We start from the raw sequence: 26,180 nt of genomic DNA, 5'->3' as shown, positions 1-26,180 counted from the left end.
GGCCACTGGGCTGCCCCATGACGGGGCCCGAAGAAGGCCACCGGCGGGAGGGGACTGGGTCGCGGGGACGGGGGTTCCGGGAAGCTGCCGGATATGTGTGGGCCGCCAGGCCCGTAAACATCCGTTCCCGGACGCCCCCACCCCGGAGGCCCCGGCCCCGAAACCACACAAGCACCGGCGGACCGGTCACCCGCCCGAAGCCGGACGGCTAAAGCGCAGCGCCCCGGCGCCATCGCATTCCGTTGACCTGACCCGGCACACAGCCGATCACATACCGCACCCTGCGCCCACGAACGCGCCGCGCGGGCGCACGGCAGCCGCGCGGCCTGCAGCCGCGAGCCAGCCGGGCGTACGCGCACATCCGTTCCTCAGCCCCGCCCGTGCCGCAGCGCCGGGTGGGCTCCCGCGGCCACCAGATCGGCCACCGCCGACTTGGGGTCGCGGCCGGTGACCAGCGACTCGCCGACCAGCACGGCGTCGGCGCCCTCATTGGCGTACGCGATCAGGTCGTGCGGCCCGCGCACGCCCGATTCGGCGATCTTCACGATGTGGTCGGGGATCTCCGGCGCGATGCGTGAGAAGTTCCCGCGGTCCACCTCGAGCGTCTTCAGGTTGCGCGCGTTGACGCCGATGACCCGCGCCCCGGCGTCCACGGCCCGGTCGGCCTCCTCCTCGTCGTGCACCTCGACGATCGGGGTGAGCCCGATCGACTCGGCCCGCTCGACCAGCGACACCAGGGCCTCCTGGTCGAGGGCGGCGACGATCAGCAGGACGAGGTCCGCGCCGTACGCCCGGGCCTCCCACAGCTGGTAGGAGGTGACGATGAAGTCCTTGCGCAGCACCGGGATGTCGACCTTGGCCCGTACGGCCTCCAGGTCGGCCAGCGAGCCGCCGAACTTGCGCTCCTCGGTCAGCACGCTGATGACGGCCGCGCCGCCCACCTCGTAGTCGGAGGCGAGTCCGGCCGGGTCGGCGATCGCGGCGAGCGCGCCCTTCGACGGGCTGGAGCGCTTGACCTCGCAGATGACCTTGACGCTGTCACCGCGCAGTGCGGCGATGCCGTCCTTGGCCTGGGGAGCCTTCGCGGCCCGCTCCTTGAGCTCGTCGAGGCTGACGCGCGCCTGCCGCTCTGCGAGGTCGGCGCGGACTCCGTCGATGATCTCGTCGAGCACACTCACGCGAGCGGCCCCCTTCCGGGATTCTGGAGCAATGGGTCTGCGCCTGTTCGGCGCTGCCCCACCAGCCACTGCGTGAGGCACTGTGATGGTATCCGGCCCCGGGCGCAGGTCTCGCATCCGGTGGACGGCGGTCCCACGACCTGGACATTCACGGTGGTCGCCGGAGGCCGCACGGTCCCGGTCATGGCGCGAGCCCGGCGCCGAGGGGCGAATTCCGGACGGCCGTGAAGAGGAGCGCGAGAGCCGCCAGGGACCACCAGTGGACGGGACGCGGCCGCAACTCCAGGGGCGGCCCGCCCCGTACCGCCCGTCCGAACCAGACCACCCAGAGGACGGCGAAGGCGGTGAAGGCGGCCACGGCGAGAGCGTTGTCCCCAATGGCGGTGCCCAGCTCGCCGTGCGCGACGGCGTGAGCGCTGCGCAGGCCGCCGCAGCCGGGACAGAGGATCCCGGTGTACGCCAGGAGCGGGCAGACGGGGTAGTGGCCGGGCTCGCCCGGGTCGACCGCACCGACATAGCCGAAGGCGGCCACGACTGCGGCGAGGGACGCGAGCGGGACCGCCACGGCGGCCGCGCGCCCTGCCACCGGCTTCTGCTGGGCGGATTCGTCGGTCACACTGCCGAGTCTCCCCGCAGAAGGGCGAAGGCGCAGCTCCGGACCCGCTCGGACGGCCGTGGGGCCTGCGTGTACGGGCCCGGCTGCGCCTTCGGACACCGGCACGGCGGGACGGCGGCCTCCCGGCCGGCGCGCCCCGCCCGCCGCGAAGCTCAGCTCTGGGTCTGCGCCTGCCGCGGCGACTGCGGCCGGGACTTCTGCTGACCCTTGCCGGCCGCGCGCATCGCCATGCCGACGACACCGCCGAGCCCGACGACGACGAGGCCCGCCACGAAGCCGATCGGCTCGGCCAACACCGTGAACGCACCGGAGATGCAGAAGCCAATGAGGGCGATGAGAACGCCGGTCCACGCGGCCGGGGTGTGTCCGTGGCTTGTGCCCGCCATGAGTTACTCCTCGTTGCTGTTGTGCTCCCCCGGACTCCATCCGGGAGCTCCCCCGGGTCGGGGCGCGTCAACGCTCACGGTCATTGTCCCCGACGCCCGGAGGCGCTGTGAGCGGGGGTGGCCGCAGATGGATCAGCCGTCGCGGGTGGGATCCTCGCCGCGGTCCAGCGCCTTCCAGATCTCCTCGGGCCGGTCGGGGTCTGGCGCGGTCCGGGTACGGGCCGGGGCGGAGCGGCCGTCGCGCTCGTAGCGGCCCGACATGGCGGGCCAGTGCCGGCCGTGACGGAGCGCGAGCAGCCCGGCGAGCAGCAGCAGCAGGCCTCCGGCCGCGGAGACCCAGGGCCAGGCGGTGTGGGTGACGTGCTCGGCCCCGGCCTCGGCCAGACCGGTCGCCCGGGCCGCCTCGGCTCTGAGCGCGGCGGTGTCGGAGGCCCCGAGGAAGGACGTGAGCACGGCCGCGGCGCCGCTCAGCGCGAGCAGTCCTGCGACGACGGTCCGGCCGGCCCGGCGTACGGCGAACACCGCGACGAGCGCGGCCAGTCCGACCACGGCGAGAGCGGCCGGCAGCCCGGTGACGTCCCGCCCGCTGACGGCCAGCGGCAGCGCGCCCTGTGCGGCACTCGCCGTCCCCTCGCTCCAGATCTGCCCTCCGGAGAGCAGCGCGATGGCGGCCCCCAGCGCGCCGAGGAGGAGGGCGGCGGCGAGACTCCGGCGCGCGCTCGGCTGCGCCTGGTCTTCTGATGCACGGGGATGGGGTACGGCACTCACCCCTCCACTATCGCGTGTGTCCCCGGCTCTCGATGACGCGGGTCGGCCGCGGGACGGTCGCCCCCGGCCGTCCGTCTCGGCTCACGGCGCGAGCCCCCGCCGCCTTCCGGGCCGATCAGGGCTGCCGCGAGGAGAGGCCGCCGGCCATCGCGACCGCGCGGAGAACCGCCGCCGCCTTGTTGCGGCATTCGGTGTCCTCGGCCTGCGGGTCGGAGTCGGCGACCACGCCCGCGCCGGCCTGGACGTACGCCGTACCGCCGCGCAGCAGGGCCGTACGGATGGCGATGGCGGTGTCGGAGTCGCCCGCGAAGTCGAGATAGCCGACGCAGCCGCCGTACAGACCTCGCCGGGTCGGCTCCAGCTCCTCGATGATCTGCATCGCGCGCGGCTTGGGGGCCCCGGACAGGGTGCCGGCGGGGAAGCAGGCCGTGAGCACGTCGAAGGCCGTCCGCCCCTCTCCGAGGCGGCCGACGACGGTCGAGACGATGTGCATCACATGGCTGTAGCGCTCGACCGACATGAAGTCGACGACCTCGACGCTGCCGGGCTCGCAGACCCGGCCCAGGTCGTTGCGCCCGAGGTCGACCAGCATCAGATGCTCGGCGCGCTCCTTGGGGTCGGCGAGCAGCTCCTCGGCGAGGGCCGCGTCCTCCTGCGGGGTGGCGCCGCGCGGCCGGGTGCCCGCGATGGGATGGACCATGGCGCGGCCGTCCTCGACCTTCACCAGCGCCTCGGGGCTGGATCCGACGACGTCGAAGCCCTCGTCCCCGTCGACGCCGGGGAACCGGAAGAGGTACATGTACGGGCTCGGGTTGGTGGCCCGCAGCACCCGGTAGACGTCGAGGGCGGAGGCCGGGCACGGCGTCTCGAACCGCTGCGAGGGCACGACCTGGAAGGCCTCGCCCGCGCGGATGCGCTCCTTGATGTCCGCGACGACCTCCTGGTACGCCTCCCCGCCCCACAGCTCGGTGTACTCGGGCAGCTGCGACGGGGGGAGCACGGCGGCGCCGGAGGGGGCTGGCCGGGCGAGGTCGGCGGTCATCGCGTCGAGGCGGGCCACCGCGTCCGCGTACGCCTCGTCGACGCCGGTGGCGAGGTCGTTGTGGTTGATCGCGTTGGCGATCAGCAGCACCGTGCCGTCCCAGTGGTCCAGCACCGCGAGGTCCGAGGTGAGCAGCATCGTCAGCTCGGGCAGCCGCAGATCGTCCCGGGTGCTGTCGCCGATCCGCTCGAGCCGGCGCACGATGTCGTAGCCGAGGTAACCGACCATGCCCCCGGTGAAGGGCGGGAGATGGACGAGTCCGCCCAGGTCACGCGGTGTGTGCAGGGCTTCGACCGTGGCGCGCAGCGCCTCCAGCGGATCGCCGTCGGTGGGAACGCCCACCGGAGGACTGCCGAGCCAGTGGGCGTCTCCGTCGCGGACGGTGAGGGTGGCCGCGCTGTGCACGCCGATGAAGGAGTAGCGGGACCAGGAGCGGCCGTTCTCGGCGGATTCGAGCAGGAACGTCCCGGGGCGTTCCGCGGCGAGCTTGCGGTAGAGCCCGACCGGAGTGTCACCGTCCGCGAGCAGCCTGCGGCTGACGGGGATGACGCGGCGGTCGGCCGCCAGCTTGCGGAAGGTCTCGAGGTCCATCGTGGCAGCACCCGTGGTCATGGGGCTGGATCCTAGTGGCGTGGGCGGGAGGCCGCTCACGCCCGGGGGCTCAGCGGCAGGTCCCCGGCGTCGAAGCAGGTGCGGTCGCCGGTGTGGCAGGCCGCGCCGATCTGGTCGACCTTGATGAGCACCGTGTCGGCGTCGCAGTCGAGGGCCACGGATTTCACGTGCTGCACGTGCCCGGAGGTGTCGCCCTTGGCCCAGTACTCCTGGCGGCTGCGGCTCCAGTACGTGCAACGGCCGGTGGTGAGCGTGCGGTGCAGCGCCTCGTCGTCCATCCAGCCGACCATCAGCACCTCACCGGTGTCGTACTGCTGGGCGACGGCCGGGAAGAGACCGTCGTCGTTCCGCTTGAGGCGGGCGACGATGGCCGGGTCGAGGCCGGAAGGGCGCGCGGTGCTGGACATGGGCTCCATTGTGCCGCTTCGCGCGGGGTGGCTGTGCCGCCGGCGGGAGGGCCTGCTCCGGGCCATGGTCCGGCGGGGGGCTCGTCGTTCCTCAACTGCCCGGATCGCATGGCCCGATGAACGGAATGTCAGTGGGATACGGCATGCTTTCCGCATGACGTCTCCGCCCCCGCCACCCGACTCAACCCCGCCCGCTGCCGGGGGCGGCTTCGGGCCTCCGCAGGACTTCGGCCCCGCGCAGGGCTACGGCCCGGAGCCGGGCCAGGGCCCGGGCCATGGGCACCAGCAGGGTTTCGGACAGCCGCAGGGGTACGGCTCGCCCCAGGCATACGGACAGGCGCCGGGCTACGCAGCGCCGCAGAGCGGTTACGGGGCGTATCCGCCGCCCCCGCCACCGCCCGGCTCCGGTCCCAGCGGTCCGAAGATCGCCGCCCTCTTCATCGCCGGCGTGCTGGCGGCCGGGCTCGCCGTCGGAAGCCTCCTGATCCTCCAGGGCTCGGACGACGGCGACGCCTCCGCCGACGCCAAGCCGCGCTCCACACCCGGCGAGCGGGGCGACGGCCGGGAGCCGGCGGGTTCCGGTGGCGCCGGGGACGGGGCTGCTCCGAGTCCCTCGTCCCCCACCTTCTCCCCGTCCGTTGCGCCCACGCCGGGCGATCTGGTGCCGTTCGTGGTCCTCAAGCCGGGCCGGTGCTTCGACCACCCCGCGCTCGACGTGACCGTCAAGCAGATCAAGGCCCGTTCCTGCGGGGCGGCCCACGACGGCGAGGTGATCGCCAACAAGACGCTGACCGGCACATTCACCACCGAGCAGCAGCTCCAGACGAAGGCGCTCGAGCTCTGCGAGCCGGCGGTGACCGAGCGGATGAAGGCCATTCCCGAGGACGGCCGGCAGTACTTCAACTACGCGCTGTACCCCTCGCTGGACACCTATCGAATACGGGATGAGAAGCGGATCTCCTGCGCGCTGACGCTCAGCGACGCTCCCAGCGGGAAGAAGCTGACGGCCCCTCTGCCGCGCTGAACCCGGACGCCGGGCGCGGCACCGTGGCACGGTTCGGGCACCGGTCGTACGCTGGCCGTATGTCGACCCATGCCAAGCGCGAACGCCTGCTCCTCGCCGATCTGTTGGAAGCCGCGGGCCCGACCGCCCACACGCTGTGCGACGACTGGACCACCCGGGACCTCGCCGCGCATGTGGTGATGCGCGAGCGCCGCGCCGACGCGGCAGCGGGCATCCTCTTCAAACCGTTGGCCGCGCGCAGGGACCGAGTGCAGGCCGAGTTCACTGCGAAGCCGTACGAGGAGCTGATCCAGCTCATCCGCACCGGGCCGCCGCGGATGTCGCCGTACGCGCTGAAGCAGGTCGACGAGGCGGCGAACACCGTGGAGTTCTTCGTCCACGCCGAGGACGTCCGCCGCGCCTCGCCCGACTGGACGCCACGCGAGATCGATCCGGTGTTCGCGGACGCGCTCTGGTCGCGCCTGGAGAAGGCGGCCCGGCTGCTCGGCCGCAACTCCCCGGTCGGGCTGGTGCTTCGCCGCCCCAACGGTCAGACGGCGGTCGCACACCGCGGCGCGCCGGTCGTCACGGCGACCGGCGAGCCGGGTGAGCTGACGCTCTTCATCTTCGGCCGCCAGGACGTGGCCCGGGTGGATCTGGACGGCGAGAAGGACGCGATCGCCAAGGTGCGCGAGGCACAGCTCGGGCTGCCTCTCTAGGGCGGTTTCACGAGGAGCGCCGTCCGCCCTCGGGGCGGGCCCACGCCGGCACGCCCCCGGGACCGAGCCCGGGGGCGTGCTGTCAGGTCCGGCGCGGGTCAGAACCGGAAGCCGGTATCGGCAACGGGCGGTTGTGCGGCTGCCCATTCCTTCTCCTCCGGTTCCGGCCGGCCGCCGCCGAAGACGGAGCCGAGCCAGCCGAAGGCGAAGCCCGCCGGAATCGTCACGATGCCCGGGGCTTGCAGCGGGAACAGGTTGAAGTCCCAGTCGGGGAAGATCGCGACGGGACTGCCGGAGACCCCCGGGGAGACCGCAATCAGGATCAGGACGAGCGCCAGGGTCCCGTAGAGGGTCCAGCACATGCCGGTGGTGGTGAACCCCTTCCAGAACAGTGAGTAGAGAAGAACGGGCAGCAGAGCGGACGCGGCGTTGGCGAAGGTGTAGGAGATCAGCACCTCGGAGTTCCAGTCCCGGGTGAAGACCGCGAGCAGTACGGCGACCGACCCCAGCGCGACCACCGCCAGGCGCGCGCGGGTGACTTCGCGCGTGACGGACAGCTTGCCGCCCAGCGCGCTGCGGCCCAGCAGGTCGTGGGCGAGGGTCGAGGCGGCGGCCAGAGTGATCCCGGCGACGGTCGCCAGGGTGGTGGCGAACACGGCGCAGGCGACGAACGAGAACAGCAGGCTGTTGTCGGCGGTACCGGCACCCGGGTCCAGCGCCCCGGACAGCAGCATCAGGGCGGTGTCGCCCGACCGGTCCGAGGCGTGGATGACGCGGCTGCCGACGAGTGCGGCCGCCCCTATACCGATGACGACGACACCGGCGCACAGGGCGGCGACCGCACCGATGGCCCATGTCATGGAGGTGCGCAGAGCTCTGGCACTGCGCGCCGCGTAGAGCCGCATGGTGACATGCGGCATGCAGGCGGCGCCGACGGCCAGGGTGAGCTGGAAACTGAACGTGTCGAACCGGCCGGCGGTGGAGTCGCCGAACTGCAGACCGGGCTTGCCGTACGCGTCCCCGCTGCCGTTCCCCTCGGCCGCCGCGTCGAAGAGCCGGCCGAGGCTCCAGTCGAAACGGTCGAGCACCATGCCCGCGAGCACCGCGATGGCGGCGAGGACGACCACGGTCTTGAGGATCTGGACGAGCCCGGTACCGCGCATTCCGCCGAAGGCCGCGTAGCAGACCATCAGAGTGCCGGTGAAGACCGTGCAGGCCGTCAGGGCTCCGCCGCCGGAGAGGCCGAGCAGCGCGGACATGACCTTGCCTGCCGCGGTGAGCTGGATGAGCAGCAGCGGGAACAGCACCAGCACCGTGGCGGTGCCCATGGCGATACGGGCCGGCCGCTCGCGCAGCCGCCGGGCCAGGACGTCACCGAGGGTGTACCGGCCGGCGCTCCGCAGGGGCTCGGCCATGACGAGCATCAGAAGCACCAGCGACAGCACGGTGGCACAGGCGAACATGATGCCGTCGTATCCGGCGAGCGCGATGGAGCCGGTGGTGCCCAGCACGGTGGCCGCCGAAATGTAGTCACCGGCGATGGCCAGACCGTTCTGCACCGGCCCGAGCGATCCCTTGCCGGTGTAGAACTGCTCGGCCTCGTCGATGTCGGTGGCGGCCAGCCCGCACAGCAGGACCGAGACCGCGAGAAAGGCCGCGAAGATCACCAGCGCGATCGAGTCCCCGTCGAACCCCGCGCCGTTCATCGCACGTCCGCCTCGTCCTCGTCGGCGTGCCGCTGGACGGTGTACCGGACCGTCGCCCACAGGATGGCGCCGCAGTCCAGCACCGCGAGCACGCCGGGCAGATCGCCGGCGGCGTCGCCGGCCCAGGGCCCGGCCGCCACGACGGCCAGATGGAGGACGAGGATGAAGACCGCCGCGCGCTGCGCGGATGGTTCGGTGCGATGGGGCGCACGGGGTTGGGACGAGGCATAGGGCATGCCGACCACCGCACCATAGGGCTTACCGCGGGTACAGGGCCGTGGATCAGGTCGGTGCCGGTGCCCAGCGGGGGTCCCCCCGCTTGTGCCTCCGCCCAACCCCCCCGCCACACGGCCGCGTTCACCTTGTCATACGTGCAACAGCCGCCGGGCCGCGAGTGCCAGCGACAGCTCCACCACATCGCCGGGCCGGCCGAGGGAGCGGCCGCTGAGCTGCTCGTAGCGGCGCAGCCGGTTGAGAACCGTATTGCGGTGGCAGTACAGCCGGTTGCCGGTGCGCTGCGCGGAGCCGTCGCACTCCAGCCATGCCGTGAGGGTTTCGAGCAGCGTGGCCCGGTCGTTGGGCTCCAGCCGGAGCAGCGGACCGAGCACCCGGTCCGCCAGGGCTGTGCCGAGGGCGGGCGAGGACACCACGAGGGCGGCCGGCAGATGCTCGTCGAGCAGCGCGGGTCCGCCTCCCCCGGGGCAGGAGCGCAGCGCCGTCTCGGCGAGGCGGCGGGCCTCCCCCAGCGAGGCGAGGCCTTCGACGGCCGAACTGATGCCGATGCGGCCGCCGGGCGGTACGCGCAGGGCCCGGCCGAGTTCCGTCACGCTGCCCTCGCCGATGAGGACGATGCCATGGGCGGCGTCGGGCTCACTGTGCCAGAGGACCCGCAGGCCGGGCGGAGTACGCGGAGGCTGCGCACCGCCGTACGCGCGGCTGTTGCCGCCCGCGACGGCGACGACGGCGTACCGCCCCTCCTCCGGGAGTTCGAGAGCCGCCGCGACCTCGGGGAGATCGGCGATGCGGGTGGTGCCGTCCAGCAGCGAACCGGCCATCAGCCGCAGCCGGTTCTGCCGGCGCCAGGAGACCTGCCGCTCCACCTGGCGGTAGGCGCCGGCGACGATCGTGCAGTGCTCGTCGACGAAATCCCAGATGTCGGCGGCCACATGGACGAGCAGGCGGACGTCGTCGGGGTCCCGCCGCCCCGCCACGTCGACCAGCGCCTGCCAGATCATGGAGCCGCCGAGCCGGAAGGCGTGCTGGAGCGCGTCCAGCGGCAGCCCCTGCCGGGCGAGGTCGCCGCCGAGCTGCCAGCTGAAGCGGCGGGCGGCGTCCGCGCGCTCCCTGGGGCCGAGCAAGGCGCCGATACTGTGCCGGAGCGACCGGTGGACCTGTTGCCGGACCTCGTCGGGCTCGGCGTCGACGGCCGCGCGAAAGGCGGGCTCCTGCTCCCGCAGGGCCGCCACCAGGCGGTCGGTGAGCTGAGGCAGATCGTTCAGCAGGACGCGGGCCGCGCCGTGCAGAACGTCGGCAGCGTCGCCCGCCAGGGACCTGACGGGCGACGCTGCGGTCGGCAGACCGGACCGTGCCCGGACACGGGTTCGTACGACTGGCTGCATCACGGATCCTCCCCCTGTGCGGACGGCAGGGGAGGCTCGCTCCGGCGGATGAGCGGGCGGCCCTCCCGGGCCGAACATGTCCTGCTGTGGGCAGGATTCCATACCGTCCAGTCGGTACCTAGAGGTGGGCGGCATTCCTCTCGATTTGATGCACCGGCGGGCCGCCCCGCCGGGATGCAAGTCCGGGTGGGGACGGCGTACGGGGACGCGGCGAGTACGGAGTCAGGGCAGGCGGTGCGTACGAAGGCGGTGCGTACGAAGCACGGGGACGCGCGCGCGAGGTCAGCGGACCGGGTGGCCCGCGGCGCGCAGGGTTTCCTTGACCTCGCCGATCCGCAGGTCGCCGAAGTGGAAGACCGATGCCGCGAGCACCGCGTCCGCGCCCGCGGCGACCGCGGGGCCGAAGTGGTCCAGCTTGCCCGCGCCGCCCGAGGCGATCACCGGGATCGTGACGCGCCCGCGCACCGCCGCGATCATTTCGGTGTCGTAGCCGTCCTTCGTGCCGTCCGCGTCCATCGAGTTGAGGAGGATCTCGCCCGCGCCCAGCTCCGCCGCGCGGTGGGCCCACTCGATGGCGTCCAGGCCGGTGCCGCGGCGGCCGCCGTGCGTGGTGACCTCGAAGCCGGACTCCGTCACCGTCCCCTCGGGGCAACGGCGGGCGTCCACCGACAGGACCAGGACCTGGCTGCCGAAGCGCTCGGAGATCTCGCGGATCAGCTCGGGCCGGGCGATCGCGGCGGTGTTGACCCCGACCTTGTCCGCTCCGGCGCGCAGCAGATGGTCGACGTCCCCGGGGGTCCGGACGCCGCCGCCGACCGTCAGCGGGATGAAGACCTGCTCGGCGGTGCGCCGTACGACGTCGTAGGTCGTCTCGCGGTCCCCCGAGGAGGCCGTGATGTCCAGGAAGGTGAGCTCGTCGGCGCCCTCGGTGTCGTACAGCTTGGCCATCTCCACCGGGTCGCCCGCGTCCCGCAGGTTCTGGAAGTTGACGCCCTTGACGACCCGGCCGGCGTCCACGTCCAGACAGGGAATGACTCGGACCGCCAGCGTCATGCGTTCGGACTCCTCTGCGTATCGCGGAAAGCTTCGAGTTCGACCTCGACCAGGACGCGCGAGTCGACGAAGCCGGAGACCACGACGAGCGTCGCGGCCGGGCGTACGGCGTCGAAGAGCTCCTTGTGGGCGCGGCCGACCGCGTCCACATCGCGCGCGTGGGTGAGGTACATCCGGGTGCGGATGACGTCCTCGGGGCCGAGGCCGAACTTCTCGAGCGCGGCCAGGGCGTTGCCGAAGGCGACCTTGGCCTGCTCGTACGGGTCGCCCTCGCCGTACAGCACCCGGCCGGAGAACGGCATCGTGCCGGAGACCAGTACCCGGTCCCCCGCCGCGACGGCACGCGCGAATCCGATGGTCTCTTCCCAGGGACTGTCGCTCTGCACACGCTCTATGTCGGTCATCGGGACACAGCCTCCAGCGCCTCTTCCAGGGTGAATGCCTTGGCATAGAGGGCCTTGCCCACGATGGCGCCTTCGACACCCTCGGGTACGAGGCTCGCGATGGCACGCAGGTCGTCGAGGGAGGAGACGCCGCCGGAGGCGACGACGGGCCGGTCGGTCGCCGCGCAGACGTTCTTCAGCAGCTCCAGGTTGGGGCCCTGGAGCGTGCCGTCCTTGGCGATGTCGGTGACCACGTAGCGCGCGCAGCCCTCGGAGTCGAGACGGGCGAGGGTCTCGTACAGGTCGCCGCCGTCACGGGTCCAGCCGCGGCCGCGCAGGGTCGTGCCGCGGACGTCCAGGCCCACGGCGATCCTGTCCCCGTGCTCGGCGATGACCTTGGCGACCCACTCCGGGGTTTCCAGGGCGGCGGTGCCGAGGTTGACCCGGGTGCAGCCGGTGGCCAGGGCCGCGGCGAGGGTGTCGTCGTCACGGATGCCGCCGGACAGCTCGACCTTGATGTCCATCGAGCGGGCGACCTCGGCGATCCGCGCCCGGTTGTCACCGGTGCCGAAGGCGGCGTCGAGGTCCACCAGATGCAGCCACTCGGCGCCCGACCGCTGCCAGCTGAGGGCGGCCTGGAGCGGGTCGCCGTAGGAGGTCTCCGAGCCGGACTCACCGTGGACCAGGCGTACGGCCTGGCCGTCGCGGACATCGACGGCGGGGAGGAGTTCGAGGCGGTGCGTGCTCATTGCGTCGTACGTCCTAGAGGGTCTCGAGCCAGTTGGACAGCAGCTGGGCTCCGGCGTCGCCGGACTTCTCGGGGTGGAACTGGGTGGCCCACAGCGGGCCGTTCTCCACGGCCGCGACGAACGGCTCGCCGTGCGTGGACCAGGTGACCCTGGGGGGCCGGAGATGGGCGTTGCCCGCCTCGAAGTCCCAGGTGCGCACCGCGTAGGAGTGCACGAAGTAGTAGCGGGCGCCGGCGTCGAGGCCGGCGAACAGCTGCGAGTCCTCGGCCGCCTCGACCGTGTTCCAGCCCATGTGCGGGACGACCGGCGCCCGTACGGGCTCGACCGTGCCGGGCCACTCGTCCAGGCCTTCGGTCTCGACGCCGTGCTCGATGCCGCGGGCGAAGAGGATCTGCATGCCCACACAGATGCCCATGACGGGCCGGCCGCCAGACAGCCGGCGGCCGACGATCCAGTCGCCGCGGGCCTCCTTGAGGCCCGTCATGCAGGAGGCGAAGGCGCCGACGCCCGGCACCAGCAGCCCGTCCGCGTTCATGGCCGTGTCGAACTCGCGGGTGATCTCGACATCCGCGCCGGCCCGGGCCATCGCCCGCTCCACGGAGCGGACATTGCCGAATCCGTAGTCGAAGACGACCACACGCTTGGCGGGAGCGGTCATGCCCACACCCCCTGGAGCCGCATGACACCGGCCACCAGGCACATCGCGGAGGCGATGCCGAGCAGCACGATCGCGCCCTTGGGCAGCTTCTGCTTGGAGAAGGAGATGACTCCGCCGAGGAGGAAAAGCCCGACGACGATCAGGATGGTCGACAGAGTGTTCACAGGGCGCCCTTGGTGGACGGGAGGATTCCGGCGGCACGCGGGTCGCGCTCCGAGGCGTACCGCAGGGCCCGTGCCAGGGCTTTGAACTGGCACTCCACGATGTGGTGGGCATTGCGCCCGTACGGCACGTGGACGTGCAGCGCGATCTGCGCCTGCGCCACGAAGGACTCCAGGATGTGCCGGGTCATCGTGGTGTCGTACTCGCCGATCATCGGCGCCATCTTCTCGGGCTCGCTGTGCACCAGGTACGGGCGGCCCGAGAGGTCGACGGTCACCTGGGCGAGGGACTCGTCCAGCGGCACCGTGCAGTTGCCGAAGCGGTAGATGCCGACCTTGTCACCCAGCGCCTGCTTGAAAGCGGCGCCGAGCGCGAGGGCGGTGTCCTCGATCGTGTGGTGGCTGTCGATGTGGAGGTCGCCGTCGGTCTTCACGGTGAGGTCGAAGAGACCGTGGCGGCCCAGCTGGTCAAGCATGTGGTCGTAGAAGCCGACACCTGTCGACACATCGACCTTGCCGGTGCCGTCGAGGTCGATCTCGACGAGGACGGAGGTCTCCTTGGTGGCGCGCTCCACGCGTCCTACGCGGGACAGGCTGCTCATCGGTTCTCCTTCATCAATGCACGTGCCGCGTCGAGGAACGCGTCGTTCTCGGCCGGGGTGCCCGCGGTGACCCGCAGCCGGCCCGGTACGCCGTTGTCACGGACCAGGACACCCCGGTCCAGCAGGAACTGCCACGCCGCATGGGCGTCGTCGAAGCGGCCGAACTGCACGAAGTTCGCGTCCGAGTCGGTCACTTCGCAGCCCGCCGCGCGCAGCTCGGTGACCAGACGGTCCCGCTCGGCCTTGAGCAGCGCTACGTACCCCAGCAGCGTATCGGTGTGCTCCAGCGCCGCGAGCGCGGTGGCCTGTGTGACGGCCGACAGGTGGTAGGGCAGCCGGACCAGCTGTACGGCGTCCACGACCGCCGGGTCGGCGGCGAGATAGCCGAGGCGCAGGCCGGCGGCGCCGAAGGCCTTGGACATGGTGCGGCTGAGGACCAGGTTCGGACGGCCCTCGATCAGCGGCAGCAGGGACGGGCGGTGGCTGAACTCGCCGTAGGCCTCGTCGAGCACGACCAGCGACGGCTTGGCCGCCTGCGCGGCCTCGTACAGCGCGAGGACCGTGCCGGCCTCGACCGCCGTGCCGGTCGGGTTGTTCGGCGAGCAGATGAAGACCACGTCCGGCCGCTGCTCGGCGATGGTCCGGACGGCCGCCTCGACGTCGATGGTGAAGTCGTCGTGGCGCGGCCCGGAGATCCAGCCGGTGCCGGTGCCGCGCGAGATCAGCGCGTGCATCGAGTACGAGGGCTCGAAGCCGATGGCGGTGCGGCCCGGTCCGCCGAAGGTCTGCAGCAGCTGCTGAATGACCTCGTTGGAGCCGTTGGCCGCCCAGACGCCCGCGGGGCCGACCTCGTGCCCGGCGGTGCGGGTGAGATACCTCGCCAGCTCGGTGCGCAGCTCGACCGCGTCCCGGTCGGGGTAGCGGTTGAGGTTCCGCGCGGCCTCGGTGACGCGCTCGGCGATCCGGAGGACCAGCGGCTCGGGCAGCGGGTACGGATTCTCGTTGGTGTTCAGGCGTACGGGCACATCGAGCTGCGGCGCCCCGTACGGGGTCTTGCCGCGCAACTCGTCCCGGATGGGGAGATCGTCAATGCCGGTCACTTAACTCGGCACCTTCCCGTCGGTCTGCCGGTCGGCACGGTGCCGGTCAGGTTCGCCTCCGGCACGCTGCTGATCAGGTTCGCCTCCGGCACGCTGCTGATCAGGTTCGCCTCCGGCACGCTGCTGATCAGGTTCGCCTCCGGCGAAACGCGCCTTCAGGGCGGCTCCGTGCGCCGGCAGGTCCTCGGCCTCGGCGAGCGCCACCACCATGCGGGTCACGTCGGCCAGGGCGTCGCGGCTGTAGTCCACGACATGGATGCCGCGCAGGAAGGACTGCACGGACAGGCCGGAGGAGTGGCAGGCGCAGCCGCCGGTGGGCAGCACATGGTTGGAGCCCGCGCAGTAGTCGCCGAGCGAGACCGGGGCGTACGGGCCGACGAAGATCGCACCCGCGTTGCGCACCCGGGCCGCGACCGCGGAGGCGTCGGCGGTCTGGATCTCCAGGTGCTCGGCGGCGTACGCGTCGACGACTCGCAGGCCCTCGTCCACGCCGTCGACCAGCACGATCGCGGACTGCCGTCCGGACAGCGCCGCGGTGATCCGCTCACGGTGCCGGGTGGCGGCGACCTGGGTCCTCAGCTCGCCCTCGACGGACTCGGCGAGTTCCGGGGAGTCGGTGACCAGGACCGCCGCGGCCAGCGTGTCGTGCTCGGCCTGGCTGATCAGGTCGGCGGCGACGTGCACCGGGTCCGCGGTGGCGTCGGCCAGTACCGCGATCTCGGTCGGGCCAGCCTCGGCGTCGATACCGATACGGCCCTTGAGCAGGCGCTTCGCCGCGGCGACATAGATGTTGCCGGGGCCGGTGACCAGGTTGACCGGCAGGCACTCCTCGGTGCCGTACGCGAACATGGCGATCGCCTGGGCGCCGCCCGCCGCGTACACCTCGTCGACACCCAGCAGCGCGCAGGCGGCGAGGATCGTCGGGTGCGGCAGTCCGCCGAAATCGGTCTGCGGCGGGGAGGTGACGGCGATGCCGCCGACGCCCGCCTCCTGCGCCGGTACCACGTTCATCACCACGGACGACGGGTACACGGCGAGGCCGCCGGGGACGTACAGCCCCACCCGCTCGACCGGCACCCAGCGCTCGGTGACCGTGCCGCCGGGTACGACCTGGGTGGTGTGGTCGGTGCGCCGCTGCTCGCGGTGGACCAGGCGGGCCCGCCGCACCGACTCCTCGAGAGCCTCCCGCACCTGCGGGTCCAGCTCCTTGAGGGCACGCTCCAGCGCCTCCGCGGGCACCCGTACCCGCTCGATCGAGACACCGTCGAACTTCTGCGCGTAATCGATCAGCGCCGCGGTGCCACGATGGCGTACGTCGTCGCAGATCGGCCGCACCTTCTCCAGGGCGGCCTCGACGTCGAACTCGGCACGGGGCAGCAGATCGCGCAGGGCGCCGCCCTCGGGGAGGGCGTCACCGCGCAGATCGATTCGGGCCAAAGCGAGAGATTGCAGCACGCGATCAATTGTCTCAGACCCGGTCCGGCGGCCGGTCGCCCGTATCAATGGCTGATACGTATCCCGTCCTGAACCGGCCGTTACCCCTGACCGTTAGCGTTCAGCCCGTTACGGAACGGGAATAGGGGGCTTGTACGAGCCTGATGGGCCGTGCGACACCGGAAGGGGGGTGCGGGGGTGTCCGAGCCGGGTGAGGGCGATCCGCCGGAGGGACTTGAGCTGACCCCGGCGGAGTGGGGCATGTGGCAGGCGTTCCGCAACGGCAGTACGCACGACCTTCGCACCCGCAATCCGGTGCATGACGACGCGAACGGTCAGTACCACTGGGGACCCGACCGCAGCGTGCGCGCCCGGGTCGTCGCCCTGCTGCTGCTCGACGGACCGCAGGCGCAGCCCGGCCGGGTCTCCGCGCTCAAACTGAGCGGTGCGTACATCACCGGCACGCTCGATCTGTCCGGCGGCAGCGTCGAGCCGTACGTCGAGCTGTACGGCTGCCGCTTCCAGCACGAGGTCCTGCTGCCCGAGTGCCACTTCACCACGCTGCGCATGGTGAGCTGCGCGATCCCCCGGCTGGAGGCCGCGCGGCTGGCCACCGAGGGCGATCTCCATCTGCCGCGCTGCATGGTGCGGGGCGGTATCCGGCTCACCGACGCGCACATCGGCACCGATCTCCTGCTCAACCAGCTCACCGTGCACAAGGACCGCAAGGGCCGGTCGATCGCCGCCGACGGACTGACCGTGGCGCAGGACTTCCAGGCCGAGATGATGGAGTCGTACGGCGAGATCAGCCTGCGCGGGGCGCAGATCGGGGTGTCGCTGAGTCTGCGCGGCAGCCAGCTGCGCAATCCGTACGGCCGACGGGCGCTCAACGCCCCGCAGCTGACCGTCGAGCGGACGCTCTACATGACGGCGGCGGGGCTCAGCAGCTCGTCGTTCGTCAGCGGCACCACGCCGCCGTACGGCATCACCAACACCCCCACCCGCGGCACGCGGATGCAGCCCTTCGAGTGCGAGGGCGGCGTACGGCTCGACGACGGGCGGTTCGGCGACGCGGTCGACTTCTACCAGGCCAGATTCGTCATGGAGGCCGACCAGGAGTTGTCCCTGCGCCGCATCCAGACGCCGGAGCTGCGCTTCCTCGGCGAGCGGCCGCAGCAGGGGCGGGTGGTGCTGTCGGGTGCCAAGGTCGTCAACCTGGTCGACCGGTCGTCGAGCTGGCCGGGTCCCGGAGGGCTGGCGATGGCCGGCTTCGGTTACGAGACGCTGATTCCGCGTGGCCGCTTCCCGCTGTCGGAGCGGCTGGAGTGGGTGGCCGCGGCGACACCGGAGTACGCGCCGGAACCGTATGAGCAACTGTCGAACGCGCTCCGGGCCAGCGGCGAGGACGCGGAGGCCCGCCAGGTGCTGCTGGCCAAGCAGCGACGGCGCAGGGAGACGCTGCCACTGGCCGGGAAGCTCTGGGGCTATCTGCAGGACTGGACGGTGGCCTACGGATACAAGCCGGGCCGGGCGGCGCTGTGGATGGCCGTGCTGTGGGCGGTCGGCGCGCTGCTGTTCGACTTGAATCCGCCGGCGGAGATGAAGGGCGGCGAGTCGCCGCACTGGAACTCCGTGCTGTACACCCTGGACCTGCTGCTGCCGGTCATAGACCTGGGGCAGGACGGCCACTGGAAACCGCAGGGGCGCTTCCAGTGGGCGGCGGCCGCGATGATCCTGCTGGGCTGGGTCCTGGCCACCACGGTCGCCGCCGGAGCGTCGCGGCTGCTGCGCCGCAGTTGAAGGGTGCGCCGGGTGACCGTACGGCGCGCATCCCGGTCCACGGTCCGCGCCCCGCGGCGCGGACCGCCCGCTCCCGTCCGCCTCGTCACCGGTGCGGGCGCCGACCTCGTGGTCGCGGTGGGACCGGAACCCGCCCCCGTACGAATGGAGCGCGAAGTACGCACCGGCACTTGCGCGGGTGGTGGAGCCGTGCGGGCACAGCTTCTTTACCCGGCATTGACCATTCCGCAGGCAACCTTCGCGCTGATACCGAAGCGTCACCGAAATCCGCTGGTAAGCCTCCGACCTGCAGTTTTCAATGGTGGAGCTGCTGGAGCCGATACGAGACGCATGGCTCACCGGCCGCCCGGCGGTCGGCGGGCACGACACCGCGCGCCCAGCGGGCAGTACACCTCGACCTTCGTCCGCGCTCCCCTACCACCCGGAGGCTCCGTCGCCCATGGTCATCCTCCGGGCTCTCATCAGTACCGCCCGCATGATCCGCCACACCCCCGGTCTCGCCGCCTTGCTGCCACCGGACGACGAGGTGCTGCTCGACGCACCCGACGAACGGCTGGCCCCGGCCCTGGTCGCGGCCGGCCGCGGCGACCACCGGCCGGCCGCCGCCCTGCTCGCCACCACCCGCGAGGCCATGGAGTGGGAGTCGCGCGACCGCTACACCACACGGCTCGCCGTCTTCGCGCAGTCCCGTTCCGACTGGCTCACGGACTGGGCCGCGTCCGCGCCGCACGATCCGGACGCTGCGCTGGTGAAGGCCGAACTGGCGGTGCGCAGAGCGTGGGAGCGGCCGGGTCGAGAGGGGCCGCTGCGCGAGACGGCGCCGCTCATCGAGGCGGCCGCACAGGCAACGCCGCGCGACCCCGTTCCGTGGCGCATCGCACTGGACCAGGCGCGCGGCAGACACGTCTCGCGGGCCGGCTTCGACGTGCTGTGGAAGGAGGCGGTACGCCGGTCCGCGCACCACTACGGCTGTCACGTCGCCGCGCTCCGGTATCTGAGTGCCCAGGTGTACGGCTCGCACCGCGAGTGCTTCGACTTCGCCGAGAAGGCCGCGGAACAGGCCCTGCCCGGCTCGCTGCTGCACGCCCTGCCCCTCCGGGCGGCTTTCGCCGTCCTGCTGGGTAGGGAGGAAGACCCCGACGGCTCCGGTGCCTTCGGCTCCGCGTATTCCGCCGCTTCCGCCACTTCCGCGGATTCCGCCGGCTCCTCGGGTTCCTCCGATTATTCCGGCTCTTCCGACTCTTCCGACTCCGCAAAAGTTCTCGGCGACCGGATCGACGCGGCCGCCGACCTCGCCATCGGGATGTCCGCCCACTACGAGCCCGGCGACCCCTGGCCCGCCGAGGTCCGCAACCTCCTCGCGTACGTCCTGATCGCCCGGGGCCGCTGGGCCGAGGCCCTCGACCAGTTCCGGCTCATCGGCCCGTGCGCGACGGCCTTCCCATGGAGCCATGTCTCCAACGATCCGCTCGGCCAGTTCCTCGAACTGCGCGACGGCGTCCGCATCGAGGTCGCCTCCACCTTGCCGTTGAGACGACGGACGGGAAGAGCCCCCGCCTCCGGCCATTAGGCTTGAGCGTTGTGACCATCGCGCGCCTTCCACTCTTCCCGCTGAACGCGGTGCTGTTCCCGGGCCTCGTGCTGCCGCTGAACGTATTCGAACAGCGGTATCGCGCCATGATGCGCGACCTGTTGAAGCTGGACGAGGACGCCCCGCGCCGCTTCGGGGTGGTCGCCATCCGCGACGGCCTCGAGGTGGCGGCCAGCGCTCCCGGCCTGCCGGACGCCACCGCGCTGCCGGAGCGGGGTGCGGCGGCGGGCTTCGGCGAGGACCCGATGAAGGCCTTCCACCCGGTGGGCTGCGTCGCGGACGCGGCGACCATCAGGGAGAAGGACGACGGCGGCTTCGACGTACTGGCCACCGGCACCACCCGCTTCCGGCTGCTGTCGGTCGACGCCTCCGGTCCGTATCTGGTCGGCGAGGTCGAGGAGCTCCCGGAGACTCAGGGCGAAGGCGCGGGCGCGCTCGCCTCGGGTGTCCTACGGGCCTTCCGTACGTACCAGAAGCGGCTGGCCGGGGCGAACGAGCGGTCGACCACCGAGCAGGATCTGCCGGACGAACCGAGCGTGCTGTCGTATCTGGTCGCTGCTGCGGCCGTGCTCGACACCCCAGGGAAGCAGCAGCTGCTGGAGGCCCCGGACACGGCGGCCCGGCTCGCGCAGGAGCTGAAAATCCTGCGCGCGGAGAGTGCGGTGATCCGTAACATCCCCTCGCTGCCCGCGGTGGATCTGACGCGGCAGCCGACCAGCCCCAACTGAGCGAAGGCGCTCGCACCTTGGCGAAGAAGAAGCAGACACGGACGCAGAAGCGGGCCGGTGGCGGCACGCCCGCGACGGTCGCCCTGACCGAGGCCGGTGTGACCTTCACGGTGCACTCCTACGAGCACGACCCGGCCGCCCCCTCGTACGGCGAGGAGGCGGCGCGGGCGCTGGCGGCCTCGCTCGGAATTCCCGATACCGAAGGCCGGGAGAGGGTGTTCAAGACCCTGCTCGCCGAGGTCGACGGTGTGCTCACGGTCGCCGTCCTCCCCGTGGCGGGGTCGCTCGACCTCAAGGCGCTGGCAGCCGCGGTCGGCGGGAAGCGGGCGGTGATGGCGGACCCGGCGGCGGCCGAGCGCGCCACGGGGTACGTACGGGGCGGGATCTCGCCGCTGGGGCAGCGGCGGCAGCTGCCGACGGTGCTGGACGCCTCCGCGTCGGCGTACGAGACCGTCTGTGTCTCGGCGGGCCGAAGGGGGCTGGAGGTCGAGCTGCCCGCGGCGGACCTGGCAACACTCACGGGCGCCGTACTGGCTCCGATCGCCCGCGCGTAGCAGCCCGGCGCCGCCGCCTGCGTTGGCGCCCCCTGCCGGTCTTGCCCGGCTTCTGTGCGGCTGTGCGGCTGTGTGTCAACCGTGCGCGGCCTCTGGACGGTTGGCGCGGCGGGGCCCGCTCTGCCCGTATGGCTCAGGTTCCGCCCGTGCCGCGTCCGGTGTACCGAGTCGTACTCGAGCGACCGTGCAACGCGCTTGACGGCACACCCGGCCGAAGGCGAGGGGGAAGCCGGGTGCCCGGGGGGCTCCCCCGGGCGTCCGCCCGGACCGGCCCAGTGCCGCGACCGGCACCGTTTGCCCGTCAAGGAGCGTGGTCCGGTGCGTGCGATCGCAAGGCGGCCGGAAGCCCTCGTAGCCGAGCTACTGGGGCTTGTGGCCAACGCGGCTGGGGGCACTCCCCCAGCCAACCGCTGGGGGGTGCCCCCACCCGGCCGAAGGGTGGGGAGTGCGTGCTGGGCGGCGCGACGGGGCAAACGTTGCCGGGAAGGGCACTAGTACTCCGCCGAAGGCTCGGGATCGCGGGGGCCGAAGAGGCTCGTCAGGGCCAGATGGACCGCTGCGGCCGCGACGGCCCACACCAACAGCCCGCCCTTCGCCCGCAACTGCAGCGGCGCGTCGAACACCGCGCCCTTGCCCACCGCTCGCGCGTGCGCGGCCACGTCCTGTGTCGGACCGAGCCACACGCCCAACCGCCACGCCACCAGCGAGGCGAGCAGACCGCCGACCACCATTCCCACCACCAGCGCGACGCCTCCGCGCCGGAAGAACAGGAAGACCACCAGCGCGGTCAGAGCACCGAAGCCCAGCGCGAGCAGCACGAACGTGCCGTCGGCACCGGCCGCTTCCTCGCCCTCGGAGTTCTTGAAGTAGACGGCCTTGCCGTCCGAGACCAGCGGGACGCGGGGAGCCAGCCACAGCCACAGCAGCCCCAGCAGCACACCCGCGACGGTTACGCCCACCGCCACCAGCGCCGCCTGCCGCAGCTCGATCCGCAGCCCGGGTCCGTCGTACGTACCGGGATCCGCGTGGCCGCCGCCGGCGGGCGGCTTCTGCCAGGGGTCGTGCGAAGGCTGCTCATGCGGAGTCATCGGTGCGGTCACCCCGCCATCGTGCCAGGCCCGCGGGGTGCCGGGGTCAGCAGGACGCCGGTGCGGGCGCGTCATCGGACGGCCGCCCGACGGTACGCCCACGTGGCGACCGCCAGCGAGGCCACACCCACGGCCGCGCAGACCGCCAGATCGCCGCCGACCGCTGCCCAGTCGGGCCGCGGGCCGAAGCTGCGAGCGAGCGCCTCGACCCCGTACGTGGACGGCAGCAGGTCGCGCGCCCAGGACACCGGGCCGGGCAAATGCGCGGCAGGCAGCACGCCCAGCAGCAGCGCCGCGGACATGCCCAACTGGCCGAGCAGCGTGGCGAGTTCCTGGCGGGGGGCGAGCAGGCCGAGAGCCGCGCCGAGACCGGCGAGCGCCGCACCCGCGAGCGGGACGACGGCCGCCAGAACCCAGAGATTCGCCAGCGGCAGCCCGTAGAGCATGCTGCCCACGACGGCCGTGACGACCGTGCCGGGCACGGTGAAGGAGGCGTACGCGCCCGCCGCTCCGAGCACCACCGCCGCGGGCGGCACCGGCAGAGTGGCGTAGTGGTCGAGCCCGCCGCTCGCGCGCAGTTGGCCGAAGTACTGGGCCAGCAGGTTGAGCGCGACGAAGGCCACCACGAGCACGCTCGACCCGGCGACGACGGCCCGCGCCTCGTCGCCACCGTCGACGACACCGCGCATCAGCACCATGATCCCGACGCTCTGGAAGGTCGCGACGAAGAGCAGCGGGATACGGGCGACCCGGGCCCGCGACAGCTGGGCCCGGTAGACGGCGGCCAGCGCGGGCAGCAGACGGGCCCGGGGCGCGAGCGGGGCGGCTCCGTCGTCCGCGGACCACGAACGGGCCCCGCCGTCGGGACCGGCCTCGACCCGGAGCCTCCCGGACACCACCTCCGCGGGCACGACACTCACGTTGCGCTGCTCCTGTTCGGTACGTGCCGGCGGTCGGCACGGCGGGACGCTCGTCCGGTACGGCCCGGGGCCCGTCCGGCGGATCTTCGCGGGGCGTCCGCGAGGATCAGCGGGCGATCAGTCACTCTTCACCAGCCCTTCGGCACGCCCGCCGAGGGCCAGATAGACCTCTTCCAGGCTGGGCGTGGTGAGCGTGAAGTCGTCGAGCGCCGCGAAGGCCGACCCGCCGGTGACGGCGGCGACCGCCGCCCGGGCCTCCTCCGGGGCGAGCCGCAGCACCCAGCGGCGGCCCGACTCCCGGGCGGACGCGCGCAGCGCCGCGACCTCGGGCACGTCGAGCGGCGCCTGGTCGCGCCAGACCAGTTCGAGCCGCACCTCGCCTGCGACGAGGGCTTTCAGCCCGCTCGGGGTGTCGCAGGCGATGACCCGGCCGCGCTCCAGCACCGCGACCCGGTCCAGGACGGTCTCCGCCTCGATGACGTTGTGGGTGACGAGCAGTACGGTCGCACCGCGCTCGCTGCGTCGCCGGTCCACGGCTTCCCAGACGGCCCGCCGGGCGACGGGGTCCATGCCGGTCGTCGGCTCGTCCAGGACGAGCACGGGCCGGTCGCCGACCAGCGCAGCTGCGAAGCAGGCGAGCCGCCGCTGCCCGCCGGAGAGTTTTTTGAGGGGCCGTCCGGCGATCTCCGTCAGCCCCAGCTCGTCGAGGACCGCATCGCGTTCGGCGCGTGCCGTGCGGGCATCGAGGCCGCGCAGCCGCCCGGTGGTCTCGGCGGCGAGGGAGACGGTCAGCTCGTCGAGGGCGGTGGACTCCTGGCCGAGGAAGCCGACCAGGCGCGCCGCCCGCTCCGGGTGCCGTACGAGATCGTGGCCCAGTACGCGGACGGTGCCGGAGTCGGGCCGCATCAGTCCGGTGAGCTGGCGGACGAGAGTGGACTTCCCGGCTCCGTTCGGGCCGAGCAGTCCGAAGATCTCGCCGCGCCGCACCTCGAGGCTGATGCCGTCGCTTGCGCGGACGGCCGGCGCGGGCTCGGCGCCGCGGCGGGCGCGGGCCGCTGGGTAGGTCTTGACCAGGTCACGTACGGCGCACGCGGCCGCGGCTTCCGCCGCTCCGGCTCCCATGCCGTGCCCCGCCTGCGCTGTGCCCGTGCTCACGAGCTACGAGGGTACGCGTCCGGCGCCGCCCCCCGGCCCTCGGGGGCGGATCCGGCCCGGCTCCGCCCGGCCAAGGGGCGGGCTTCCCGGGCTCCCGCCCGGACTCGCGGGGCCGCTCGTCCGGCCCTGGAAGGCCGCCCGTCCGCGCTGCGCGGCCCGGCCGCTCCGTACGGCCTCATGCCGGGCCGGCCGGGTTCATCCAGCTCGTCGGGGCGTCCGCTTGTTCCGCTCGTCCGCGCTGCGCCCGGCAGCCGCCCGCGGCGGGCGGAGCGTGGCTCCGGGCTCCGGGGCCGGCAACGGCACTCAGGACTTGCTCGTCGGGTCCCCGGCCGGGGACCGGTCCGAGGCCGTACGGGAGTCGACCTCGCGCCAGAATCCGGCGCGGATCGCATAGCGGTCGTGCTCGTCGATCTGGTCGTCCTTGTGCGCGAGAAGGCCGAAGCGTGCCGCATAGCGCAGCAGCTCGCCGTCGATGCGGTGCGGAATGCGCGGGTACTCCGTGGAGAGGTGCTGGAGGTGGGCCGGGGAGGACAGCCGCTCGGTCCAGCGCCGGGCGAAGACCTGGCCCACCTCGAAGGGGTCGCCGCTCACCGCCGTGATGTCCTCCTCCCGGTCCGCCCAGCGCTGCTCCGCACTGGTGAGCTGGGCGAGGGTGGGCAGGGCCGCCGTCTCGGACGGCTCCGCCGGGCCGCTCCGCTCGACCCAGCCCTTGTCCGAGGACCAGCGAAGGGTGGCACCGGCGGCCGTCTGCTGCGGTCCCGGCATGCCCGGACCGGCGTGCGCACGGCCGAGGCCGGCGAGATCCTTCGGGGTCGGCACGCCTCTGGGACCGGCGCTCTCGGAGGTGCCGGGGCCGGCGTCGGCAGGCGCGGGCACCTCGGTCGTGGCCGCGGAGCCATTGGCCGACGGGGGGCTCACTGTCGTGGCCCGGCCCGCGCCGGGAACCGCCGACTCCGGCAGTGGGGCCGAGAGGATGGCCGCGATCTCCGGTCGCGGCGCGCAGGCCCCGACGAGGTCCTTGGCCCGTACGGCACGGACGATCCACTCGCGGTCGAGCACCCGGCGCTCGTCGGCCTCGGCGACGAGGTCCTCGGACTGGTTGTAGTCGCCGTCGGCGGCCTGCACGGCCCACAGATGCACGGCGACACCGTGCTCCTTGGCGTCCATCAGACCGGGCAGCAGATCGCCGTCGCCGGTGACCAGAACGATGTCGGAACAGGCGCGGTTGCGGGCGAGTTCGGTGAGCTCGGCGTGCATCGCCGCGTCGACGCCCTTCTGCGCCCACCGCCCGTCGCTGCGGGTCAGAGCGCCGAGCCGGACAGTGACGCGTGGCATGACGCGCAGCCGCCGGTGCTCCGGCTGTGGCACGCGGTCCGGAGCCCCGTCGAACCAGTAAATACGCAACAGGGGGCGCTCGGTGTCGGCCTCGGCGCGCTCCCTGAGCCCCTGGATGAGCGCGGCGTGGTCGACGCTGATGCGGGAGCGGGCGGGTTCTCCGGCGAGCAGACTCGCCGCGGCGCCCAACAGGTAGCCGGCATCCACCAGGACGACGCAGCGGTCCACGTTCGCACCCTCTTTCGTGAAGTCCGTCGCCCCCGGAACGGTTTTTGCTTCGGGTTTTCTTCGAGTCTGCCCGACCGTACGGGGGTTATCAGTCGGAACTCGATCATCGGCGTGGCGGATACGGGCCGCTGGCCGCAGCCACCCTTCTCACTCAGGGTAATTACCCGAAATGCGTTCATTGTCGCCTCATGCGAGCGTTGATTCGCGTAGCGGCCCGAGTTCCCGCCATAGGAGGCACGATCATGGCAAAGAACAAGAACCGAGATCGCAGTCAGCAGCGGCCCCGCAGCTCCGCAGAGCGCAGCGAGGAGCAGGCGAAGAGCTCGCCGATGCAGCCCCAGGGCACGCCGCAGTCACCGCAGTCACCTCAGGCGCCGCAGTCACCGACCCAGGTCAGCCCGCGCGATGTCGCCCGCAAGCACCAGAAGCGGTTCGGCCACAACTGACCGACGGAAGCCACCGCGCGAAGGAGGGGCGCGCCCGGTACCGGGCCCCCCCCCCCCGGTCCGAAAACCCCGCCGCCCCCCCCGCGGCCCTGCCGCGGGGGGCGCCGGCCCCCGCCCCCCGGCGACCCGCGCCCATCAC

General features: G+C 72.5%; 27 protein-coding genes and 1 pseudogene. 7 read left to right on the top strand and 21 right to left on the bottom strand.

Annotated elements, in window-relative coordinates:
* Positions 1 to 368: 368 nt before the first annotated feature.
* The 6 genes from trpC to hisI all read right to left on the bottom strand — a co-directional run bounded on the left by trpC (position 369) and on the right by hisI (position 5,009).
* Entirely contained in the window at positions 369 to 1,178 is an 810-nt protein-coding gene (gene trpC / locus ABZW18_RS24560; protein WP_356191009.1) for an indole-3-glycerol phosphate synthase TrpC, read from the bottom strand.
* A gap of 181 nt (positions 1,179 to 1,359) precedes the next feature.
* Positions 1,360 to 1,794, bottom strand: a complete 435-nt coding sequence (locus ABZW18_RS24555; RefSeq protein ID WP_356191007.1) for a DUF2752 domain-containing protein — start codon at positions 1,792 to 1,794, stop codon at positions 1,360 to 1,362.
* A gap of 152 nt (positions 1,795 to 1,946) precedes the next feature.
* On the bottom strand, positions 1,947 to 2,180 hold the full coding sequence (locus tag ABZW18_RS24550; protein WP_356191004.1) for an HGxxPAAW family protein: 234 nt from the start codon (positions 2,178 to 2,180) through the stop codon (positions 1,947 to 1,949).
* A gap of 132 nt (positions 2,181 to 2,312) precedes the next feature.
* Positions 2,313 to 2,948: a TIGR02234 family membrane protein gene (locus ABZW18_RS24545; protein WP_356191002.1), complete on the bottom strand. Its 636-nt coding sequence runs from the start codon at positions 2,946 to 2,948 to the stop codon at positions 2,313 to 2,315.
* 115 nt (positions 2,949 to 3,063) lie between these two features.
* Complete coding sequence (locus ABZW18_RS24540; protein WP_356190999.1) at positions 3,064 to 4,602, bottom strand: anthranilate synthase component I; 1,539 nt, start codon at positions 4,600 to 4,602, stop codon at positions 3,064 to 3,066.
* Between the two features lie 35 nt (positions 4,603 to 4,637).
* Entirely contained in the window at positions 4,638 to 5,009 is a 372-nt protein-coding gene (gene hisI / locus ABZW18_RS24535) for a phosphoribosyl-AMP cyclohydrolase (protein ID WP_356190996.1), read from the bottom strand.
* A gap of 154 nt (positions 5,010 to 5,163) precedes the next feature.
* Between hisI and ABZW18_RS24530 the strand changes: the two genes are divergently transcribed.
* A complete protein-coding gene (locus tag ABZW18_RS24530; RefSeq protein WP_356190994.1) occupies positions 5,164 to 6,033 on the top strand; it encodes a hypothetical protein in 870 nt (289 codons plus the stop codon).
* Positions 6,034 to 6,092: 59 nt separating this feature from the next.
* Positions 6,093 to 6,731, top strand: a complete 639-nt coding sequence (locus ABZW18_RS24525) for a TIGR03085 family metal-binding protein (RefSeq protein WP_356190991.1) — start codon at positions 6,093 to 6,095, stop codon at positions 6,729 to 6,731.
* A gap of 98 nt (positions 6,732 to 6,829) precedes the next feature.
* On the opposite strand, the gene ABZW18_RS24520 is transcribed toward ABZW18_RS24525, so the two are convergent.
* The 11 genes and pseudogenes from ABZW18_RS24520 to hisD form a co-directional block, all read right to left on the bottom strand.
* Entirely contained in the window at positions 6,830 to 8,437 is a 1,608-nt protein-coding gene (locus tag ABZW18_RS24520) for a cation acetate symporter (protein WP_356190990.1), read from the bottom strand.
* Positions 8,434 to 8,673, bottom strand: coding sequence for a hypothetical protein (locus tag ABZW18_RS24515; RefSeq protein WP_356190987.1), 240 nt, complete (start codon positions 8,671 to 8,673; stop codon positions 8,434 to 8,436). Before ABZW18_RS24515 ends, ABZW18_RS24520 begins: the two co-directional genes overlap by 4 nt.
* 129 nt (positions 8,674 to 8,802) lie before the next feature.
* A complete protein-coding gene (locus ABZW18_RS24510; protein WP_356191055.1) occupies positions 8,803 to 10,056 on the bottom strand; it encodes a helix-turn-helix domain-containing protein in 1,254 nt (417 codons plus the stop codon).
* Between the two features lie 282 nt (positions 10,057 to 10,338).
* Complete coding sequence (gene hisF, locus ABZW18_RS24505) at positions 10,339 to 11,109, bottom strand: imidazole glycerol phosphate synthase subunit HisF (RefSeq protein WP_356190985.1); 771 nt, start codon at positions 11,107 to 11,109, stop codon at positions 10,339 to 10,341.
* Positions 11,106 to 11,513 carry a RidA family protein gene (locus ABZW18_RS24500; RefSeq protein ID WP_356190982.1) on the bottom strand — a complete coding sequence of 136 codons (408 nt, stop codon included), beginning with the start codon at positions 11,511 to 11,513 and terminating at the stop codon, positions 11,106 to 11,108. The genes hisF and ABZW18_RS24500 overlap by 4 nt, the downstream gene beginning before the upstream one ends.
* Positions 11,510 to 12,241: a bifunctional 1-(5-phosphoribosyl)-5-((5-phosphoribosylamino)methylideneamino)imidazole-4-carboxamide isomerase/phosphoribosylanthranilate isomerase PriA gene (priA, locus tag ABZW18_RS24495; protein ID WP_356190979.1), complete on the bottom strand. Its 732-nt coding sequence runs from the start codon at positions 12,239 to 12,241 to the stop codon at positions 11,510 to 11,512. Before priA ends, ABZW18_RS24500 begins: the two co-directional genes overlap by 4 nt.
* A gap of 13 nt (positions 12,242 to 12,254) precedes the next feature.
* Complete coding sequence (gene hisH, locus ABZW18_RS24490) at positions 12,255 to 12,899, bottom strand: imidazole glycerol phosphate synthase subunit HisH (RefSeq protein WP_356190977.1); 645 nt, start codon at positions 12,897 to 12,899, stop codon at positions 12,255 to 12,257.
* Positions 12,896 to 13,063 (bottom strand): hypothetical protein, encoded by a 168-nt coding sequence (locus tag ABZW18_RS24485; RefSeq protein WP_356190975.1) that lies wholly within the window; start codon positions 13,061 to 13,063, stop codon positions 12,896 to 12,898. The genes hisH and ABZW18_RS24485 overlap by 4 nt, the downstream gene beginning before the upstream one ends.
* The gene (gene hisB, locus ABZW18_RS24480; protein WP_356191053.1) at positions 13,060 to 13,653 is read right to left on the bottom strand and encodes an imidazoleglycerol-phosphate dehydratase HisB; all 594 of its coding nucleotides are present in this window, start codon (positions 13,651 to 13,653) and stop codon (positions 13,060 to 13,062) included. The genes ABZW18_RS24485 and hisB overlap by 4 nt, the downstream gene beginning before the upstream one ends.
* A gap of 5 nt (positions 13,654 to 13,658) precedes the next feature.
* Positions 13,659 to 14,762 carry a histidinol-phosphate transaminase gene (locus ABZW18_RS24475; protein ID WP_356190973.1) on the bottom strand — a complete coding sequence of 368 codons (1,104 nt, stop codon included), beginning with the start codon at positions 14,760 to 14,762 and terminating at the stop codon, positions 13,659 to 13,661.
* A gap of 144 nt (positions 14,763 to 14,906) precedes the next feature.
* A pseudogene (gene hisD / locus ABZW18_RS24470) lies at positions 14,907 to 16,214 on the bottom strand (histidinol dehydrogenase); the annotation flags it as partial.
* 180 nt (positions 16,215 to 16,394) lie between these two features.
* On the opposite strand from hisD, the gene ABZW18_RS24465 reads away from it, so the two are divergent.
* The 4 genes from ABZW18_RS24465 to ybaK all read left to right on the top strand — a co-directional run bounded on the left by ABZW18_RS24465 (position 16,395) and on the right by ybaK (position 20,869).
* A complete protein-coding gene (locus tag ABZW18_RS24465; RefSeq protein WP_356190970.1) occupies positions 16,395 to 17,996 on the top strand; it encodes an oxidoreductase in 1,602 nt (533 codons plus the stop codon).
* 439 nt (positions 17,997 to 18,435) lie between these two features.
* Positions 18,436 to 19,566: a hypothetical protein gene (locus tag ABZW18_RS24460; RefSeq protein WP_356190968.1), complete on the top strand. Its 1,131-nt coding sequence runs from the start codon at positions 18,436 to 18,438 to the stop codon at positions 19,564 to 19,566.
* Between the two features lie 11 nt (positions 19,567 to 19,577).
* Complete coding sequence (locus ABZW18_RS24455) at positions 19,578 to 20,315, top strand: LON peptidase substrate-binding domain-containing protein (protein WP_356190965.1); 738 nt, start codon at positions 19,578 to 19,580, stop codon at positions 20,313 to 20,315.
* A 17-nt stretch (positions 20,316 to 20,332) separates the two neighbouring features.
* Positions 20,333 to 20,869, top strand: a complete 537-nt coding sequence (gene ybaK / locus ABZW18_RS24450; RefSeq protein ID WP_356190962.1) for a Cys-tRNA(Pro) deacylase — start codon at positions 20,333 to 20,335, stop codon at positions 20,867 to 20,869.
* 491 nt (positions 20,870 to 21,360) lie between these two features.
* On the opposite strand, the gene ABZW18_RS24445 is transcribed toward ybaK, so the two are convergent.
* From ABZW18_RS24445 to ABZW18_RS24430, 4 genes are all read right to left on the bottom strand, one after another.
* Positions 21,361 to 21,957: a DUF2567 domain-containing protein gene (locus tag ABZW18_RS24445; RefSeq protein WP_356191051.1), complete on the bottom strand. Its 597-nt coding sequence runs from the start codon at positions 21,955 to 21,957 to the stop codon at positions 21,361 to 21,363.
* A 71-nt stretch (positions 21,958 to 22,028) separates the two neighbouring features.
* Positions 22,029 to 22,877: an ABC transporter permease gene (locus ABZW18_RS24440; RefSeq protein WP_356190960.1), complete on the bottom strand. Its 849-nt coding sequence runs from the start codon at positions 22,875 to 22,877 to the stop codon at positions 22,029 to 22,031.
* 117 nt (positions 22,878 to 22,994) lie between these two features.
* A complete protein-coding gene (locus ABZW18_RS24435) occupies positions 22,995 to 23,999 on the bottom strand; it encodes an ABC transporter ATP-binding protein (protein WP_356191049.1) in 1,005 nt (334 codons plus the stop codon).
* A gap of 336 nt (positions 24,000 to 24,335) precedes the next feature.
* Positions 24,336 to 25,595 carry an NYN domain-containing protein gene (locus ABZW18_RS24430; RefSeq protein WP_356190957.1) on the bottom strand — a complete coding sequence of 420 codons (1,260 nt, stop codon included), beginning with the start codon at positions 25,593 to 25,595 and terminating at the stop codon, positions 24,336 to 24,338.
* A 242-nt stretch (positions 25,596 to 25,837) separates the two neighbouring features.
* Between ABZW18_RS24430 and ABZW18_RS24425 the strand changes: the two genes are divergently transcribed.
* Complete coding sequence (locus tag ABZW18_RS24425; RefSeq protein ID WP_356190954.1) at positions 25,838 to 26,041, top strand: hypothetical protein; 204 nt, start codon at positions 25,838 to 25,840, stop codon at positions 26,039 to 26,041.
* The last annotated feature ends 139 nt before the right edge of the window (positions 26,042 to 26,180 follow it).

This window comes from Streptomyces sp. NPDC004647, assembly GCF_040609575.1.
GTDB lineage: Bacteria > Actinomycetota > Actinomycetes > Streptomycetales > Streptomycetaceae > Streptomyces.
This window is presented reverse-complemented; position numbering and strand designations above follow the sequence as displayed.

Bases quoted from the DNA above. Each gene is read 5' to 3' on its own strand.
- ABZW18_RS24500 (WP_356190982.1), bottom strand. From the start codon at position 11,513: ATGACCGACATAGAGCGTGTGCAGAGCGACAGTCCCTGGGAAGAGACC.
- hisF (WP_356190985.1), bottom strand. From the start codon at position 11,109: ATGACGCTGGCGGTCCGAGTCATTCCCTGTCTGGACGTGGACGCCGGC.
- hisH (WP_356190977.1), bottom strand. From the start codon at position 12,899: ATGACCGCTCCCGCCAAGCGTGTGGTCGTCTTCGACTACGGATTCGGC.
- ABZW18_RS24525 (WP_356190991.1), top strand. From the start codon at position 6,093: ATGTCGACCCATGCCAAGCGCGAACGCCTGCTCCTCGCCGATCTGTTG.
- ABZW18_RS24425 (WP_356190954.1), top strand. From the start codon at position 25,838: ATGGCAAAGAACAAGAACCGAGATCGCAGTCAGCAGCGGCCCCGCAGC.
- ABZW18_RS24540 (WP_356190999.1), bottom strand. From the start codon at position 4,602: ATGACCACGGGTGCTGCCACGATGGACCTCGAGACCTTCCGCAAGCTG.
- ABZW18_RS24445 (WP_356191051.1), bottom strand. From the start codon at position 21,957: ATGACTCCGCATGAGCAGCCTTCGCACGACCCCTGGCAGAAGCCGCCC.
- ABZW18_RS24520 (WP_356190990.1), bottom strand. From the start codon at position 8,437: ATGAACGGCGCGGGGTTCGACGGGGACTCGATCGCGCTGGTGATCTTC.
- ABZW18_RS24550 (WP_356191004.1), bottom strand. From the start codon at position 2,180: ATGGCGGGCACAAGCCACGGACACACCCCGGCCGCGTGGACCGGCGTT.
- ABZW18_RS24510 (WP_356191055.1), bottom strand. From the start codon at position 10,056: ATGCAGCCAGTCGTACGAACCCGTGTCCGGGCACGGTCCGGTCTGCCG.
- hisI (WP_356190996.1), bottom strand. From the start codon at position 5,009: ATGTCCAGCACCGCGCGCCCTTCCGGCCTCGACCCGGCCATCGTCGCC.
- ABZW18_RS24435 (WP_356191049.1), bottom strand. From the start codon at position 23,999: ATGGGAGCCGGAGCGGCGGAAGCCGCGGCCGCGTGCGCCGTACGTGAC.
- ABZW18_RS24460 (WP_356190968.1), top strand. From the start codon at position 18,436: ATGGTCATCCTCCGGGCTCTCATCAGTACCGCCCGCATGATCCGCCAC.
- ABZW18_RS24515 (WP_356190987.1), bottom strand. From the start codon at position 8,673: ATGCCCTATGCCTCGTCCCAACCCCGTGCGCCCCATCGCACCGAACCA.
- ABZW18_RS24530 (WP_356190994.1), top strand. From the start codon at position 5,164: ATGACGTCTCCGCCCCCGCCACCCGACTCAACCCCGCCCGCTGCCGGG.
- priA (WP_356190979.1), bottom strand. From the start codon at position 12,241: ATGAGCACGCACCGCCTCGAACTCCTCCCCGCCGTCGATGTCCGCGAC.